Raw genomic sequence first — 14,429 nt, 5'->3', positions numbered from 1 at the left:
GGGTGTGCGGCGGGGTGAAGGGGTGTGCCGTGGGCACGTGACCGGGAGCGGCCCGGGTACGGTGCCGTCGTGAACCGGTTGGCCGGCCGCCGTGGGCGCGCCTACCTGTGCGACTGCGTCGTCTACGCCGGAGTCGCTGTGGCGACCGTGCCTCTCGGGATGGCGGCGAACGCGGCCGGCTGGGGCGGGAACCGCGCGTTCGTGCTCGCCGCCAGCGCCGTCCCACCGGTCGTGGCCACCTGGCTCGCTGCGGAGCAGGAGGCCGGACCGGCGCGGGCGACCTGGGGGAAGCGGCGACACGGGCTGGTCGTGGCCGACCGTCGTGGCCTGCCGATCGACCGTCGGCGAGCCCTCCTGCGCAACACGGTCAAGATCGGTGTGCCATGGCAGCTCGGGCACACGGTCGCCATCGGGACGGCCTTCGGCGGCTTCGAGACCCGGGACCGGCTCACGATCGCCGCGACCGCGGTGACCTACCCGCTGCTCGCCATGATGATCCTGGCCGTGCTGCGGGGCGAGGGCCGTGGGTTGCACGACCGGGTGGCCGGTACCGCCGTGCACCCGGCCGCCGGTACGGCCGCATAGGGTTCGAATTCGTCGGCGTGAGTCCCGGCCGTCGGTGGCGGCTACGTCTGGCCCAGGACCCAGTCCAGCGCGGCCCGGCCGGCCGGGCCCCATCCCGGTTTCCCACCGGGCAGGCAGCGGTCGCCGTTCTGACCCATCAGGATCAGGAACGGGCTCTTGAGCACGGCCAGCCCGCGGGCGCGCCGGGTCGATCTCACCGTAGGCGCTGAGGTCCACCGCGGGGTCGCCGGCGAACAGCGCACCGAAGTCGACGACCCCCGCGAGCGTCCGTCGGCGACGACGACGTTCGCCGGGTGCAGGTCGCCGTGCACCTACACCCGCGGGCCGTCCCAGGGGGCGCGGCGGCAGCGTCCGCCCAGACGGCACGGACCCGGGTGACGTCGGTGCCGAGCGCTGCCGCATCGATCGAGTTCAGGAAACGGTCGAAGCCTCCGGTGCTCTCGCGGGGGTGGGCACCGATGCCGATCTCATCGGGCGGTGCGTCGCTCGGTGCCGGGACGTGCAGCGCCCGGAGGAACCTGGCGAGCGTGTCGGCGGCGTGCTCGGGCCGGGTGATCGCCCCGCGGTCCAGTGGACGACCCGGCACCCAGGGCATCACCGTCCAGAGCTTGGCGAAGCGTTCGCCCGGTGCGCCGGTGCGGACCGGGACGGGGATCGGCAACAGCAGGTGCAGGGCGAGGTGGGGTAGCCACCGCCGCTCCTTGAGCTGCGGGCCGGGATCGGTGTCCATCCGCTGGATCCGCACGGCGAGGTCCTCACCGAGCCGCCACATCTGATTGCCCCAGTCGCCCCTCCACCTCTCGCAGGGGCAGATCGGCCAGATCCGGATGCTGGTCCCGAAGCAGCTCGCGGACGAGGCCGGTGGTGATCACGGGCTCGGTCGCGGTCACCCGGGCGACCGTAGCGGGAGCCTCCGACGAGAGGGTTGCTGCCCAGACCGGGTACAGCCAGGACGAGCTCGCTCCGACCTGCCGCGGCGGGTCGTCCTGGCGACGATCGTGAGCTCGCCACGAGCGTCGGAGACACGCTCTCAGCGGATGAGTTCGATCGGAGTGGCCGTGTCGAGGTCGGCCCAGGCGCGATCGCCGGTCAGGACGGCCTCGACACCGCCGGATTCGGCAGCGGCGAGACAGGCGCGGTCACCGAGGGACGACCCGGCCGGGTGGGTGGAGGTCCAGAGCATGCCGGCCCGTACCGCCTGGTGCGGGGTGAACGGCATGAGGTCGATCCCGAGTGCGCGAATGGCCTCGGCTGCCGTGGCGGGGTCGGGGTGGCCGCGCCGAGTCAGGATGGTGACGACCTCGGCCCAGTTCACCGAGGAGGCCCTCGCGCCGGGAAGTGCCGCAGCGACCCGTTCATGGCCGGGTTCGCGGTAGATCAGGGCCAGGATCGCGCTGGCATCGAGGACCACGCTCACGGTGTACCTCCGTCCACGGCCGACGTGGGCGGGTCGGTGGCGTCGCGGGCGGCCTCGGCGCGCCGGTCGGCCAGTAGCTCGTCGACGGCGCTGCCGGTGACCCCGGTAGCGGTGGCAGCGTCGATCGCCTCCTGCTGCACGCGGGTGAGCAGATGCGTGCGTTCCTCGATCACGACTCGACCGTGGTCGAGGTAGAGCACCAGCCGCGACCCCGGCTCGATTCCTGCCGCCCGACGCAGCTGCGCCGGGATCGTCACCCGGCCGTCACGCGTGGCGGACACCTCGTTCGGCGTGGCGGGGCCATCAAGAATCGACACGGGTGGACCTTATCAGCCGCATCTAACCTATCTTCGCCATAAATTTCAGATATGTGCCAGGAGGTCGACGCGGCTGTCGCCGCGCTCTGCTTGCGGACCGTCCTTCCGCGACGTGAAAGCGGCCTCCCGGCACCCGCCGGGCGGGCGGCATCGTGAACGCACGAGCCGGTGACCCGGCCCACATCCCGCATCCGGGCCTGGCCTTCCGTAGGCGGCCGCATCCGTTGCCACACACAGGAGCCGACATGGGCATCACGACCCGAGCCGCGATCTGCCGCGAACCGGGAACACCGTGGGAGATCACCGACGTCGAGCTGGACGACCCGCGCGGCAACGAGGTCCGCATCCGGTTCCACGCGGCCGGCCTCTGCCACTCCGACGACCACATCCAGAAGGGCGACGCCCGGATGCGGATGCCCGTCGTCGGCGGGCACGAGGGAGCCGGGGTGGTCGACGCGGTCGGCTCCGGCGTCACCCGGGTACGGGTCGGCGATCACGTCGTCTGCTGCTTCATCCCGGCCTGCGGTTCCTGCCGGTACTGCTCCACCGCCCGGCAGAACCTGTGCGACGCCGGCAAGAACGCCGCCACCGGCGAGTTCCCGGACGGCACGTTCCGGTTCCACCTCGACGGCGAGGACCTCGGCGGGCTCTGCGTGCTCGGCACGTTCTCCCAGCACGCGGTGGTCTCCGAGTTCTCCTGCATCCCGATCCCGGACGACATCCCGTTCGACGTCGCGTCGCTGGTCGGCTGCGGCGTCCCGACCGGCTGGGGCTCCGCGGTGCACGCCGCCGGGGTGCGGGCCGGGCAGACCGTCGTCGTCTACGGCTGCGGCGGGGTCGGCGCCAACGCGGTGCAGGGCGCCCGGCTGGCCGGCGCCCGCAACGTCGTGGTCGTCGATCCGGTGGGGTTCAAGCGGGACATGGCGAAGGTCTTCGGTGCCACGCACACCTTCGCCGACGCCGACGAGGCCCACCGGTTCGTCGTCGAGTCGACCTGGGGTGAGCTCGCCGATCACGCGATCATCACCGTCGGCGTGCTGCACGACGAGGTGATCGGCCGCGCGCTGGCGATCACCGGGAAGTCCGGGCAGGTCACCATCACCGCGGTCGGCAACGGCTCGGTCCGGACACCGTCCGGGATGCTGATCGGCTACCAGCGCCGGGTGCAGGGCGCGATCTTCGGCGCCTGCAACCCGCTGCACGACGTGCCCCGGCTGCTCGACCTGTACCGCTCCGGCGATCTCAAGCTCGACGAGCTGATCACCCGGCGGTACCGGCTCGACGAGGTCAACCAGGGCTACACCGACATGCTCGAGGGCCGCAACATCCGCGGCGTGATCGTGCACGAGCACTGAGGGGACGCACCATGACGATCACCCGGACCGACCTCGCCACGGACGGCACCCACCTGATCGGCGATGCCTGGGCGCCCGCCACCGACGGCCGCACCATCGACGTGCTCGATCCGTCCACCGGCGAGACCGTCGGGCGGGTGCCGCGCGGCACCGCCGCCGACGTCGACGCCGCCGTCACCGCCGCCCGGGCCGCGTTCCCGGCCTGGCGCGACACCAGCGCCACCGAACGCGGACGGCTGCTGCTGCGCTGGGCGGAGCTGGTCGAGGAGCACGCCGACGAGCTGGACCGGCTGGAGTCCCGCGAGGTCGGACGCCCGCACTGGGGCCCGCCACCGATGGCCCGGATGCTCACCTTCCTGGCCGGGCAGGCCGACAAGGTGCAGGGCCTCTCGCTGCCCACACACACCCCGGACGTGCTCGGGCTGACGCTGCGCGAGCCCTACGGCGTCGTGGCGTCGATCATCCCGTGGAACGCGCCGGGCCCGATGTTCGCCAACGACACCGGCGCCGCGATCGCCGCGGGCAACACCGTCGTCGTCAAACCGGCGGAGGACGCCCCGCTGACCCCGCTCGCACTGGCCCGGCTGGCCCGCGAGGCCGGGATCCCGCCGGGCGTGGTCAACGTCGTCACCGGCTACGGCCACGAGGCCGGTGCCGCGCTGCCCGCGCACTCCGGCGTCGACCGGGTCGGCTTCACCGGCTCCCCGGAGACCGGGTCCGCGGTGATGGCGACCTGCGCCCGCCGGCTGGTGCCGCTGCACCTGGAGCTGGGCGGCAAGTCCCCGCAGGTGGTGTTCCCGGACGCCGACCTGGACAAGGCGATTCCGGCGATCGTCGCGGGCATCACCCTGAACACCGGCCAGATCTGCGCCGCCGGGTCCCGGGTGGTGGTGGACCGGTCGATCCGCGCCGAGGTGGTGGACCGGCTCGCCGCCGAGATGGCGGCGGTCACCGTCGGCCCCTGGCACGAGCGGGTCCGGATGGGGCCGCTGATCAACGCCCGGCAGCGGGACCGGGTGCTCGGCTACGTGAGCACCGGCCGCGCGGAGGGCGCCCGGCTGGTCACCGGCGGCGGCACGCCGACCGGGAACGGCCTGGACCAGGGATTCTTCGTCGAGCCGACGCTGTTCGACGACGTCGATCCCGGCATGACGATCGCCCGCGAGGAGATCTTCGGCCCGGTGCTGTCGGTGCTCACCGTGGACGACGAGGCGCAGGCCCTCGACGTCGCGAACGGCACCGACTACGGGCTGGTCGCGTCGGTCTGGACCCGCGACGTCGGCCGCGCCGTGCGGATGTCGCGCGGGCTGGCCGCCGGGCAGGTCGCGGTGAACGCGGCACTCGGCGCCGGGGTGATCGGCGGGCCGTTCGGCGGCTACCGGCGCAGCGGCTTCGGCCGCACCATGGGCGCCGACGCCGTGCTGGAGCACACCCAGGTGAAGACGGTGTCGATCCGTGGCTGAGCACAGCTCGCCGGAGCGGACGGACAGCACCGGGCTCCGGATGCGGGTGCTGATGGAGCCCCGCCACGGCTCCCGGTACGACGCGATCCTCGCCCTCGCCCGGGCGTCCGAGGCCGCCGGGTTCGACGCGTTCTTCCGCTCCGACCACCTGATGGGCGTCGACCCGCACGACCGCACCTACCGCCCCACCGACTGCTGGACGACGCTCGGCGGGCTGGCCCGCGACACCGGCCGGATCCGGCTCGGCGCCCTGGTGGGCGCGGCCACCTTCCGCGAGGCCGCGCTGCTCGCGACGATCGTCGCCTCGGTCGACGAGATGAGCGGCGGCCGGATCGAGCTGGGCCTGGGCACCGGCTGGTACGAGCGCGAGCACGCCGCGTTCGGGATCCCGTTCCCGCCGATGCGGGACCGGTTCGACCGGCTGGAGGAGCAGCTCGCCGTGATCACCGGGCTGTGGCGCGCCGCGCGCCACGGCGACGGCTTCTCCTTCGACGGCACCCACCACCGGATCGACGACAACCACACCCCGCCGCACCCGGTCCAGGACCCGTACCCGCCGGTGATCGTCGGCGGGACCGGGCCGCGGCGCACCCCGGCGATCGCCGCCCGGTTCGCCGACGAGTTCAACGGCGCCCTCGGCGGTGACCTCGCCGAGCGCTACGCGGTGTTCGACCGGGCCTGCGCGGCGATCGGCCGGGACCCGGCGACCGCCCGCCGGTCGGCGGTGCTGCCGGTCGCCTGCGGCGCAACCCCGGCCGAGGTGGACCGGCGGGGCGCGGTGATCGGCTCGGACTTCATGCGGGACAACGCCGCCATCGGATCACCCGAGCACGTCACCGACCGGATCGGCCGGCTCGCGCAGGCCGGTGCGGACACCGTCTACCTGCACGTCTACGACATCGGAGATCTCGACCACATCGCCCTGATCGGGGCGGAGGTGCTGCCGCACGTCGCGGCGCGACCGGAGGGGGCCCTGCAGTGAGCACAGCAGAGACGACGGCCGGACCGTCCACCACGGACGCCGGCGTGATCACCACCCGCGCGGCGGTGGCCCGCGGCCCGCACACCGGCTGGGAGCTGACCGACCTGCGGCTCGAACCGCCCCGCGCGCACGAGGTGCGGGTCCGGTTCCACGCCTCCGGGCTCTGCCACTCCGACGACCACATCACCGCCGGCGACGCGCCCGTGCGGTTCCCGGTCGTCGGCGGGCACGAGGGCGCCGGGATCGTCGAGTCGGTCGGCCCGGACGTGCGCCGGGTCCGCCCCGGCGACCGGATCGTCTGCTCCTACATCCCCGCCTGCGGCGCCTGCCGGCCCTGCTCGACCGGGCAGCAGAACATGTGCGTGAAGGGCCTCAACGCGGGCACCGGGATGTTCCTGGACGGGTCGTTCCGGTTCCACGAGGGCACCGGCGACGATCGCGTCGACTTCGGCGGGTTCTGCACGCTCGGCACGTTCTCGCAGTACGCGGTGGTGTCGGAGTGGGCGTGCGTCCCGCTGCCCGAGGACATCCCGTTCGAGATCGGCGCGCTGATCGGCTGCGGCGTCCCCACCGGCTGGGGCTCCGCGGTCTACGCCGCCGGGGTCCGCGCCGGGGAGACCGTAGTGATCTACGGCGCCGGCGGGGTCGGCTCCAATGCCGTGCAGGGCGCCCGCTACGCCGGCGCGAAGAACGTGGTCGTCGTCGATCCGGTCGCGTTCAAGCGCGAGTCCGCCGAGATGTTCGGGGCGACGCACACCTTCGCCGACGCGGCGAGCGCGCACGACTTCGTCGTCGAGGCCACCTGGGGCCAGCTCGCCGACCACGCCATCTGCACCCCCGGCGTGCTCACCCCGCAGGTCGTGAACGACGCTGTCGCGGTCGTCGGGAAGGGCGGCAAGGTCACCGTCACCGCGGTCGGACGGCTCGGCGAGAACACCGTCGACGTGCACGCCGGGATGATGATCAGCTACCAGCGCCAGATCCGGGGCGCCCTGTTCGGCGGCTGCAACCCGCTGCACGACATCCCCCGCCTGCTCGGCCTCTACCGGGCCGGTGATCTCAAGCTCGACGAGCTGATCACCCGCCGGTACCGGCTGGACGAGGTCAACCAGGGCTACGCCGACATGACTGACGGACGCACCATCCGCGGCGTGATCGTGCACGACGTCTGACGCCCGCCGCGATCCGAGGAGCCACCGTGTCCCCTGCACCCGTGCCCGGCTTCGTCGCGCCCGCCGACGCCGAGGCCGTCACCGACCTGCTGCGGGCCCAGCTGGAGGGCCTGCCCGCCCGCTCTCCGCTCTACGCCGACCTGTTCGCCGAGCACGGGATCGACGCGTCCGCGTTCGGCTCGCTCGCCGACCTGGCCCGCTTCCCCTTCACCGGCAAGCAGATGCTGCGCGACTCGCAGGCCGCGCAGCCGCCGCTGGGCCGGCACGCCGGCGTCGCCATGTCGGAGGTCGTGCGGGTGCACGCCTCCACCGGCACCACCGGGCGGCCCAGCTGGGTCGGGGTGACCCGGCGCGACGCGGGAGCCTGGACCGACCTGGTCGCCAGGGCGTTCCGGACGATGGGCGCCACCCGCGACGACGTCGTGCTGCACGGCGCCGGGCTGACCCTGTTCGTCGGCGGCCTCCCGATCCGCGACGCCCTGGAGCGGATCGGCAGCACGATGGTCCCGATCGGCACCGGCGCGTCGGAGAAGGCACTGCTGGCGCTGGAGACGCTCGGCGTCACCGCCCTGCACTCGACGCCGTCGTACGCCCGCTACCTGGCCGAGTACCTGCGGTCCGCCGGTCGCGACCCGCGTGAGTTCGGTCTGCGGAAGATCTTCGTCGGGGGTGAGCCCGGTGGCGGGGAGCCCGCGTTCCGCAGGCAGGTCGAGCAGGAGTGGGGCGCCCCGGTCACCGAGGGCCTCGGCAACGCCGACATGGCCCCGGTGCTGTTCGCCGAGCAGCCCGGCAGTGGTGGGATGCGCTTCACCGGCGGCCGGCACGTGATCGCCGAGCTGATCGATCCGGACTCCGGGGAACCGGTGACCGCCGAACCCGGCGCCGAGGGCGAGCTCGTCTACACCTCGGTGGACCGCGAGTGCTGCGCGCTGGTGCGCTTCCGCACCCGGGACCGGGTGGTCGTCACCGGGCGGGCGGCCGACGACGCCCCGCTGATCCGGTGCATCGGGCGGACCGACGACATGCTGATCGTGCTCGGCGTCAACGTGTTCCCGTCCGCGGTGCGCGACCTGGTGGTCGCGATGCACCCGCGCACCACCGGCGCCGTGCAGATCGTGCTGCCCGAACACGGCCCGCGGGTCGATCCGCCGCTGCGGATCGAGGCCGAGTGGGGCGAGGCCGCAGGCGACACCGAACAGCTCGGCCGGGAGATCGAGACCGTGATCCGCACCCGGCTGTCGGTGAAGGCCGCGGTGACCCTGGTGCCGCCCGGCTCGCTGGAACGCGCCGAGATGAAGTCCCGGCTGACCCGGCTCGCGGGCTGACGGAGGAGACGACACGTGCCTGAACAGTCCAATCCCATCCTCGACCCGACCGGCCGGGGTGCCGCCGCGACCGAGCCGGGGCCGGGCGCCGCGCTGCTCGCGCCGCGCCGCCCGGACCTGACCGGCCTGCGGATCGGCGTCCTGGAGAACACCAAGAAGAACGCCGACCTGCTGCTCACCGAGCTGGCCCGGTTGCTCGTCGCCGAGCACGGCGCCGCCGGGGTCACCGTGGCGCGGACGAAACGGCAGTTCGCCGTCCCGGCGCCCGACGAGCTGATCGACGAGTACGCCCACGGCTGCGACGTCGTCGTCACCGGGGTCGGGGACTGCGGCTCGTGCAGCGCGTCCGCGGTCGCCGACGGCGTGCTGTTCGAGCGTGCCGGGGTGCCCGCGGCGGTGATCTGCAGCGACGCCTTCGCCGCCACCGCCGACACGATGGCGGCGCTGCGCGGCGCCACCGGCTACCGCTACCTGATCACCCCGCACCCGGTCGCGATCCTCGAACCGGACCAGGTCCGGGAACGGGCCGCGCGGCTCGCCGCCGACGCCGCCGCTCTGCTCACCGGGGCGCAGCGGTGACCGCCGGGACCGACCCGGACCCGGATCTCGCCGCCGCGGCCGTCGAACACTGCTACGAGCAGGGCTGGACCGACGGGCTGCCGGTGGTGCCCGCATCTCGTGCGCTGGTCGACCGCTTCCTGGCCACCACCGATCTCGCCCCGGACACCGAGATCGGCAGGCTGCCGCAGCTCGACCGGGCGGTCACCGTCGAGCTGGCCGCGATCAACGCGGTGCTGGCGGGCTGCCGCCCCGAGTACTTCCCGGTCGTCCTCGCGGCCTGGGCGGCGCTGACCGCCGAGCGCGCCACCGGCGGCGGGGGCTGGCAGTCGACCAGCGGCCCGGCCCCGCTGATCGTGGTCAACGGCCCGGTCCGCGAGGCCCTCGGTTTCAACGCCACCGGCGGCGTGTTCGGGCCGGGCTTCCGGCCGAACGCCACCGTCGCCCGGACGATCGGGCTGATCGTGCGCAACGTCTACGGCGTGCACCCGCACGCCCTGGAGCAGGCCACCCAGGGACTGCCCGGACGCTGGCAGATCTGCATCGCCGAGAACGAGGAGGAGAGCCCCTGGGAGCCGCTGTCGGTCGAGGCCGGCGTCGCGTCGGGGGAGTCCGCGGTGTCCGCGACCCTGCTGCGGACCTGCGAGTACGTCGACAACCGGCACACCGGCTCGGCCGAGCAGCTGCTCGCCGACGTCGCCGACACGATCTCCCGCACCGGGGCCTGGATCTTCCGGCACGCGAGCGCGGGGATCGTGTTCTGCCCCGAGCACGCCCAGCAGCTCGCCGCCGCCGGGTTCGGCCGCGCGCAGGTGCGGGCCTGGCTCGCCGAGCGCTGCGGGCGCAGCGTCGCCGACCTGGCCCGGGCCGGGAAGGACGGGCTGGACGGTCAGGTCCGGTTCGCCGACGGCACCCGCGCCGACGGCTTCGATCCGCTGCTCGCCGGTTCCGGCCGGGAGAACCTGCTGCTGGCCGTCGCCGGTGCCCGCAACGCCGGCATCTCGATGGTGGTGCGGCTGTTCTCCGACTGGTCCGGTACCGCGGTCCCGGTGGCCGGGGTGACCCGGTGACCGGCCCGCTGGAGAACCCGTTCGCCGCCGGCGACCGGCCGATGGACGGGCGCGCCGTGCTCGTCACCGGCGCCGGGCAGAACGGCGGACTGCCCGGCGTCGGCTACGCGACGGCCCGGCTGGCGGCCGCCCAGGGCGCCCGGGTCGCGGTGCTCGACCGCGATCCGGCCGCCGCGGGCCGCACCGTCGAGCGGATCACCGCCGACGGCGGGCGGGCCGTCCCGGTCGTCGCCGACGTCACCACCGACCAGGAGTGCGGCACCGCCGTCGCCCGGGCCGCCGACCTGCTCGGCGGGCTCGACGGGCTGGTCAACAACGTCGCCGTCGGGGACCGGGCCGGACTGTTCGACGTCACCCCGGAGCGGTTCGACGAGTTGCTCCGGATCAACCTCACCTCCGCCTGGCAGGTCACCCGGCACGCCGTGCCGCTGCTGCCGCCCGGCTCGTCGATCGTCAACGTGTCTTCGGTCGGGGTCCGGATGCGCGGGCCCGGGATGGTCTACTGCGTCGCCAAGGCGGGCCTGGAGAACCTCACCGAGGGCGCCGCGACGACGCTGGGACCGCAGGGCATCCGGGTCAACTGCGTGCAGGTCGGCGCGATCTGGGGGTCGTTCGCCGCCGCGAACATGAGCGAGGACCTGCGCGCCGCGCGCCGGGACTCGACCGCGCTGAGGACCGAGGGCACCGCCTGGGACGTCGCCGCCGCAGCCGCGTTCCTGCTCGGCGCGCACGCCCGCTGGATCTCCGGGCACACCCTCGCGGTGGAGGGCGGGCCGCCGCACCGGTTCCCGGCCGGGCCGCCGGTCCGTTCGGTCGCCGGGCACGGCGCCACCCGGTCCGCGGGAGGCGCCCGGTGAGCGCGCGGGTCGCGCTGGTCACCGGCTGCGGCAAGCCGGACGGCGCCGGGCAGGGGATCGCCCGCCGGCTCGCCGGGGCCGGGTACGCCGTCGTCGTCACCGACCGGGTGCCCGGCGGCGTGCCCAACGCCCGGCAGGCGGCCCACACCGGAACCGGGACCCACGACGGGCTCGCGACGCTCGTCGCCGAGCTCACCGGCACCGGCGGTCGCGCCGTCGCCGCGCTCGGCGACATCGGCCACCCGGACGACGCCGCCCGGATGGTCGGCACCGCCGTCGACGGGTTCGGCAGGCTCGACGTGCTGGTCAACAACGCCGCCGCACCGCAGGGCGCCGACCGCGCCGACATCTGCGAGACCTCGCTGCAGGTGTGGCAGGAGCTGCTGCACACCAACCTGACCGGCACCTTCCTGATGTGCCGGGAGGCGGTGCCGGTGATGCGCGGGCAGCGGCACGGCCGCATCGTCAACATCTCGTCGATGGCCGGGCTGTCCGCGGCGCCGCGCTCGGCCGCCTACTCGGCGTCCAAGGCGGGGGTGATCGGCCTGACCCGGGCGCTCGCGATGGACGTCGCCGGGTGGGGGATCACGGTGAACGCGATCTGCCCCGGTCTGCTCGCCACCAGCCGCGCGGTGCTCGATCCCACGCTGGACGACGAGGCCGCCGCCGCCGCGGTCGCCGCCCGCGGGCGGTCGATCCCGGTCGGCCGGGCCGGCCGGCCCGACGACGTCGCCGCGGCCGTCGCCTACCTCGCCGCCGAGGACGCCGGCTACGTCACCGCCCAGACCCTCGTCCTCGACGGCGGCGGGCTCAGCCCGTTCCCGCTGCCCCGACCCGCCGACGAAGGAGACACCCGATGACCGACCAGGTACGCGCCGCCGTGCAGACCGCACCCGGCACCATCGAGCTGCGCGAGTTCCCGCGCCCGCCGATCGGCGCCGACGACGGCCTGCTGCGGGTCGAGGCGAACGGCATCTGCGGCAGCGACGTCGAGATGTTCCGCGGCCACATGCGGATGGGCTCGGGCGGACCGGTGATCCCCGGGCACGAGCCGCTCGGGATCATCGAGGAGGTCGGCGAGCGGGCCGCCGCCCGCTGGGGCGTCGAGCCGGGCGACCGGGTCGCGCTCGAGGTGATCGTGCCCTGCCGGGCCTGCCACGACTGCCTCACCGGCCGCTACCAGTCGTGCCGCAACCGCGGCAACGCGCACGGAGTCACCGGGACCGACGTCGCGCCGTCGCTGTTCGGCGGGATGGCCGAACACCTCTACCTGTCACCGAACGCGGTGCTGCACAAGGTCGACCGGAACCTGCCCGCCGAGCTGGCGGTGATGTTCAATCCGCTCGGCGCGGGCGTCCGGTGGGCGGTGCACCTGGGCGGCGTCGGGCTCGGCGACACCGTGCTGGTGCTCGGCGCCGGCCAGCGCGGGATCGCCTCGGTGATCGCCGCCCGCGCGGCGGGGGCCGGGACGATCGTCGTCACCGGCCTGGAGTCCGACGTGCACAAGCTGGAACTGGCCAGGGAGTTCGGCGCCGACCACACCGTCGTCGTCGACGGGGACGGCGCCGAGGACCCGGTCGAGACGGTGCTCGACCTGACCGGCGGGGCCGGGGCCGACGTCGTCCTGGAGCTGACCCCGATGGCCGCCGCCCCGCTCACCCAGGCGCTGCGCGCCGCGAAGCACGGCGGCACCGTGGTGCTCGCCGGGCTCAAGGGCGGCCGGGAGAACCCGCTGAACACCGACCTGATCATCAACCGGGCGCTGACCGTGCGCGGCGCGTTCGGCGTCGACGCCCGCGGCTACGCCGAGGCGATCGCGATCATCGAGTCCGGCCGGTTCCCGCTGGCGAAGCTGCACACCCACACGTTCGGGCTCGACGACACCGCGCTCGCGCTGCGCACCCTCGCCGGGGACGAGCCCGGCGAGCGCGCGGTGCACGTGTCGGTCCATCCCCACCTGCCCTGAGGAGCCGCCGTGCTGATCGACGCGCACGCCCACCTGCTGCCGCACGACTACCCCGACGACGCCCCGGACTGCTTCCCGCGGATGGAGCCGGTCGACGGCACCGACGCCCGGCTGCTGGTGTTCGGTGCGCTGCGGTTCACCGCGAAGGCCGCCTTCTTCGACGCCGAGAAGCGGATCGAGGCGCAGGACGCGTCCGGTGTGGACGCCGAGGTGATCACCCCGATGCCGCCGCTGCTGCGCTACGACCTGCCCGTCGCCGACGGGCTGTCGCTCGCCCGGCACGTCAACGAGTTCACCACGACGCTGTGCGCCGCCGCCCCGGGCCGGCTCTACGGCTTCGGCATCGTCCCGCTGCAGGACCCGGACACCGCCACCGCCGAGCTGAAGCAGATCCGCGACGCCGGCCTGCACGGCGTCGAGATCGCCTCCGGCGTGCTCGGCCGGCCGATCGGCGACGAGCGGTTCCGGCCGTTCTTCGCCGAGGCTGAGCGGCTCGGGCTGCCGGTCTTCGTGCACGCCATGCCCGCCCCGACCGACCAGCTCCCGGCCTCCGCGATGGGCACCCACGTGGTCGGCCTGCAGGGCGCCACCGCGGCCGCCTCGATGATCACCGGCGGGACCGCGGCCGAGTGCCCGGACCTGCGGCTGTCGTTCTCGCACGCGGCCGGCGGGTTCCCGCTCGTCCTGCCGCGGGCGCAGTACTTCTGGAGCGGCACCTGGAACGAGGAGCCCGCGGTGCCGGAGCGGGCCTTCGCGCACGACGACGGCCCGTCCCCGCTGGACTACGCCCGCCGTTTCTTCTACGACACGATGGTCTTCGACCACCGCGCCCTGCGCTACTTGGTCGACCTGCTCGGCCACGACCGGCTGCTGGCCGGCTCCGACTTCCCGGCGATGCCCCGGGAGGAGCCCTGCGGGCGGACCCTGCGCTCGCTGGACCTGCCCCCGGCCGAGCTGGACGACATCCTGTGGCACAACACCTTCCGCTGGCTCGGGGTCGACCCGCCGCCCTGACCCGCCCGGTCCGGCCCGGCCCGGCTGTCGCACCCCTCCCGTCGCCGAGATGCCGAGATGCAGCTCAGCGGGCTGTGGAGATCGACAATTCCCGCTGAGCTGCATCTCGGCGGGGCACGGGGGTGCGACGCGGTGTGCCGGCGCGACGTGCGTGCCGGTGCGGCGCGGCGTGCCGGCATGGCGGGGTGTGCCGGGCCGGCACGGCGGAGCGCGCGGTGCGGCGGGGTGCGCGGCGCGCGGCGGGCGGGGCGGGTCAGACATCCCATGCCGTAGTGGTGTCAAGCGGCAGCGGTGTCGCGGTGGGCCCAGGCGGTGGTTTCGTCGTAGACGGTTCGGGTCTTGAGGCAA

General features: G+C 74.3%; 17 protein-coding genes. 12 read left to right on the top strand and 5 right to left on the bottom strand.

Translation table 11 applies throughout. The features are described from left to right. The first annotated feature begins 69 nt into the window (after window positions 1–69). Window positions 70–585 carry an RDD family protein gene (locus tag ACVJO7_RS10685; protein WP_491672728.1) on the top strand — a complete coding sequence of 172 codons (516 nt, stop codon included), beginning with the start codon at window positions 70–72 and terminating at the stop codon, window positions 583–585. A gap of 41 nt (window positions 586–626) precedes the next feature. On the opposite strand, the gene ACVJO7_RS10680 is transcribed toward ACVJO7_RS10685, so the two are convergent. The 5 genes from ACVJO7_RS10680 to ACVJO7_RS10660 all read right to left on the bottom strand — a co-directional run bounded on the left by ACVJO7_RS10680 (window position 627) and on the right by ACVJO7_RS10660 (window position 2,283). Beyond that, window positions 627–782, bottom strand: a complete 156-nt coding sequence (locus tag ACVJO7_RS10680) for a hypothetical protein (RefSeq protein WP_491672727.1) — start codon at window positions 780–782, stop codon at window positions 627–629. Then, window positions 779–1,357: a phosphotransferase gene (locus ACVJO7_RS10675; RefSeq protein ID WP_491672726.1), complete on the bottom strand. Its 579-nt coding sequence runs from the start codon at window positions 1,355–1,357 to the stop codon at window positions 779–781. Before ACVJO7_RS10675 ends, ACVJO7_RS10680 begins: the two co-directional genes overlap by 4 nt. Beyond that, a complete protein-coding gene (locus ACVJO7_RS10670) occupies window positions 1,341–1,475 on the bottom strand; it encodes a hypothetical protein (RefSeq protein ID WP_491672725.1) in 135 nt (44 codons plus the stop codon). The genes ACVJO7_RS10675 and ACVJO7_RS10670 overlap by 17 nt, the downstream gene beginning before the upstream one ends. Before the next feature lie 140 nt (window positions 1,476–1,615). After that, window positions 1,616–2,002: a type II toxin-antitoxin system VapC family toxin gene (locus ACVJO7_RS10665; protein WP_491672724.1), complete on the bottom strand. Its 387-nt coding sequence runs from the start codon at window positions 2,000–2,002 to the stop codon at window positions 1,616–1,618. After that, the gene (locus tag ACVJO7_RS10660; RefSeq protein ID WP_491672723.1) at window positions 1,999–2,283 is read right to left on the bottom strand and encodes an AbrB/MazE/SpoVT family DNA-binding domain-containing protein; all 285 of its coding nucleotides are present in this window, start codon (window positions 2,281–2,283) and stop codon (window positions 1,999–2,001) included. The genes ACVJO7_RS10665 and ACVJO7_RS10660 overlap by 4 nt, the downstream gene beginning before the upstream one ends. A 281-nt stretch (window positions 2,284–2,564) precedes the next feature. Here ACVJO7_RS10660 and ACVJO7_RS10655 point away from each other — a divergent pair, with 281 nt between their 5' ends. The 11 genes from ACVJO7_RS10655 to ACVJO7_RS10605 are packed head-to-tail and all read left to right on the top strand — an operon-like array spanning window position 2,565 to window position 14,081. Next, window positions 2,565–3,674 (top strand): NDMA-dependent alcohol dehydrogenase, encoded by a 1,110-nt coding sequence (locus tag ACVJO7_RS10655; protein WP_491672722.1) that lies wholly within the window; start codon window positions 2,565–2,567, stop codon window positions 3,672–3,674. Window positions 3,675–3,685: 11 nt separating this feature from the next. Then, window positions 3,686–5,137, top strand: a complete 1,452-nt coding sequence (locus tag ACVJO7_RS10650; RefSeq protein ID WP_491672721.1) for an aldehyde dehydrogenase family protein — start codon at window positions 3,686–3,688, stop codon at window positions 5,135–5,137. Between the two features lie 40 nt (window positions 5,138–5,177). Next, window positions 5,178–6,119, top strand: coding sequence for a TIGR03560 family F420-dependent LLM class oxidoreductase (locus ACVJO7_RS10645; RefSeq protein WP_491672981.1), 942 nt, complete (start codon window positions 5,178–5,180; stop codon window positions 6,117–6,119). 47 nt (window positions 6,120–6,166) lie between these two features. Further along, window positions 6,167–7,291, top strand: a complete 1,125-nt coding sequence (locus ACVJO7_RS10640) for an NDMA-dependent alcohol dehydrogenase (protein WP_491672980.1) — start codon at window positions 6,167–6,169, stop codon at window positions 7,289–7,291. Window positions 7,292–7,317: 26 nt separating this feature from the next. Continuing rightward, entirely contained in the window at window positions 7,318–8,616 is a 1,299-nt protein-coding gene (locus tag ACVJO7_RS10635) for a phenylacetate--CoA ligase family protein (protein WP_491672720.1), read from the top strand. A 15-nt stretch (window positions 8,617–8,631) separates the two neighbouring features. Further along, complete coding sequence (locus ACVJO7_RS10630) at window positions 8,632–9,195, top strand: UGSC family (seleno)protein (RefSeq protein WP_491672719.1); 564 nt, start codon at window positions 8,632–8,634, stop codon at window positions 9,193–9,195. Next, window positions 9,192–10,244 carry a hypothetical protein gene (locus ACVJO7_RS10625; RefSeq protein ID WP_491672718.1) on the top strand — a complete coding sequence of 351 codons (1,053 nt, stop codon included), beginning with the start codon at window positions 9,192–9,194 and terminating at the stop codon, window positions 10,242–10,244. Before ACVJO7_RS10630 ends, ACVJO7_RS10625 begins: the two co-directional genes overlap by 4 nt. After that, window positions 10,241–11,101: an SDR family NAD(P)-dependent oxidoreductase gene (locus tag ACVJO7_RS10620; protein ID WP_491672717.1), complete on the top strand. Its 861-nt coding sequence runs from the start codon at window positions 10,241–10,243 to the stop codon at window positions 11,099–11,101. The genes ACVJO7_RS10625 and ACVJO7_RS10620 overlap by 4 nt, the downstream gene beginning before the upstream one ends. After that, window positions 11,098–11,961 carry an SDR family NAD(P)-dependent oxidoreductase gene (locus ACVJO7_RS10615; RefSeq protein WP_491672716.1) on the top strand — a complete coding sequence of 288 codons (864 nt, stop codon included), beginning with the start codon at window positions 11,098–11,100 and terminating at the stop codon, window positions 11,959–11,961. Before ACVJO7_RS10620 ends, ACVJO7_RS10615 begins: the two co-directional genes overlap by 4 nt. Then, the gene (locus tag ACVJO7_RS10610; protein WP_491672715.1) at window positions 11,958–13,067 is read left to right on the top strand and encodes a zinc-dependent alcohol dehydrogenase; all 1,110 of its coding nucleotides are present in this window, start codon (window positions 11,958–11,960) and stop codon (window positions 13,065–13,067) included. Before ACVJO7_RS10615 ends, ACVJO7_RS10610 begins: the two co-directional genes overlap by 4 nt. Window positions 13,068–13,076: 9 nt before the next feature. Beyond that, window positions 13,077–14,081 (top strand): amidohydrolase family protein, encoded by a 1,005-nt coding sequence (locus ACVJO7_RS10605; RefSeq protein WP_491672714.1) that lies wholly within the window; start codon window positions 13,077–13,079, stop codon window positions 14,079–14,081. Window positions 14,082–14,429 lie beyond the last annotated feature (348 nt).

The organism is Pseudonocardia sp. DxW, assembly GCF_058448985.1.
The sequence above is the reverse complement of the archived record's forward strand: the minus strand, read 5'-3'. Positions and strand labels throughout refer to the sequence as shown.

Excerpts from the sequence above, each read along its gene's own strand:
- ACVJO7_RS10675 (WP_491672726.1), bottom strand. The coding sequence starts at position 1,357 with ATGTGGCGGCTCGGTGAGGACCTCGCCGTGCGGATCCAGCGGATGGAC.
- ACVJO7_RS10655 (WP_491672722.1), top strand. The coding sequence starts at position 2,565 with ATGGGCATCACGACCCGAGCCGCGATCTGCCGCGAACCGGGAACACCG.
- ACVJO7_RS10650 (WP_491672721.1), top strand. The coding sequence starts at position 3,686 with ATGACGATCACCCGGACCGACCTCGCCACGGACGGCACCCACCTGATC.
- ACVJO7_RS10645 (WP_491672981.1), top strand. The coding sequence starts at position 5,178 with ATGCGGGTGCTGATGGAGCCCCGCCACGGCTCCCGGTACGACGCGATC.
- ACVJO7_RS10610 (WP_491672715.1), top strand. The coding sequence starts at position 11,958 with ATGACCGACCAGGTACGCGCCGCCGTGCAGACCGCACCCGGCACCATC.